Origin of the sequence: Gluconobacter sp. DsW_058 (assembly GCF_002153615.1) — a bacterium.
Lineage (GTDB): Bacteria > Pseudomonadota > Alphaproteobacteria > Acetobacterales > Acetobacteraceae > Gluconobacter > Gluconobacter cerinus.
Genome location: NZ_JOPH01000086.1, coordinates 1 through 1,421, shown reverse-complemented (window position 1 = coordinate 1,421; position 1,421 = coordinate 1). Strand labels below are relative to the sequence as shown.

The 1,421-nt window shown below is 59.0% G+C and carries 1 pseudogene; it reads right to left on the bottom strand.

Annotated features, from left to right (window positions below):
- Window positions 1-118 precede the first annotated feature (118 nt).
- Window positions 119-1,372 (bottom strand): annotated as a pseudogene (locus HK24_RS13325) (IS701 family transposase).
- Window positions 1,373-1,421 lie beyond the last annotated feature (49 nt).

Sequence of the window (1,421 nt, the reverse complement as noted above, 5' to 3'; positions counted from 1 at the left end):
TAGCACTACAGTTGCGTTTTTATTTTAATGCGTGAGAGATATACTGCTGCCTGATAGGCTCGTCGAAACACGGACCAACGGAGGATATGCGGGATAGGGATCTGAGCCTGGGTGATTTTCACGGGGAGGCGTCGGATTTCCTGGATCGACCACCGGATGAGCTTTTGCGCGTTGGCCGTGGGCTTTTTTTGAGCGTGAGGACGTTCGCCTGGGAGCGCACGGCAGCCATCATTGCGTGGGCGAGCATGACCAGAGAGACGTGGCGGTGCCAGCCGTGCCAGGAACGGGTCTCGTTGTGGTCAAGGCCAAATTCGTTCTTGGCGGTCTCAAAGCCTTCCTCGATCCGCCAGCGCGCGCCTTCAACGCGGGCCAGCGTTTCAAGCGGTGTCCCCTGTGGGCACCAGGTTGTGAAATAGCGCAGATCGCCATCAGCGGGATTGCGGCGGACCAGCAGGCCTCGGGTCCATGTTCCGGTCAGGGTGTTAGAATATTCCGGCGCGTGGAGATCGGCCATCGGGCAATACAACCAGTCTCATACCATCGCTTCGCCCTTGGTACCGTGCCCGGCCGAATATCGGACCCAGGCTTCGTCAGGCAGGGTCTTGATAATCTCGCGGGCCTCGCCGACCCACATCACGTCAGGTCGCCAGGAGTGAAACCAGTGATTGGCATTCACGCCCAACACGAAACCTTTGCCCGCGCGGCGCAGAGCCATTTCCAAATCACCAACACCATATACGCTGTCGCCCGCGACCCAGGCGAACGGTATGTCGGCATCCAGCGCACGTCCGATCATCGCAATCGCCAGCGCCGGTTTGGTGGCAAAGCGGATATCGTCAGGAACATGTGCCGCTGCCAGGCGCTCAGGTTTGTCTGTCCAGCTTTTCGGCAGATACAGCGCCCGATCGAGAAAGGCATGCCCTTTGGATGAAACATAGGTCGTGAACACGCCAATCTGGCAGTTTGTGATTTTACCCGCTGAGCCGGTGTATTGCCGGCTCACGCCGCAGGAGGCCGTACCCTTCTTGAGAAAACCGGTCTCGTCGACCACTAGAACGGCATCGGGATCGCCGAAATGATCCACCACATGATCTCGCACGACATCGCGCAACGCATTGGCATCCCAGCGCGTCCGGCCTAGCAACGCCTGCTGCCGCCACGGCCCTGGGTCACCCGCTGCTTCCGCCCGCATCCAGCCGGTCTTCCGCGGTTCGTTACTCAGAAGCGTTTCCAGAAAACGCCCTGCCGCCGCAGCAATCCGCTCCTGCCCAAAGACCGGGCGCATCCGCGCCTTGGTATCTCGCAATGCCTCCCGCGTAAGCGTCAAAACATCCTCGACAGACGCCGTGCTATTCATCTCGTTCTGAATCATGGCTATCCATAGATTCAGAACCCTCAGAAAAACGCAACTGTAGTGCTAA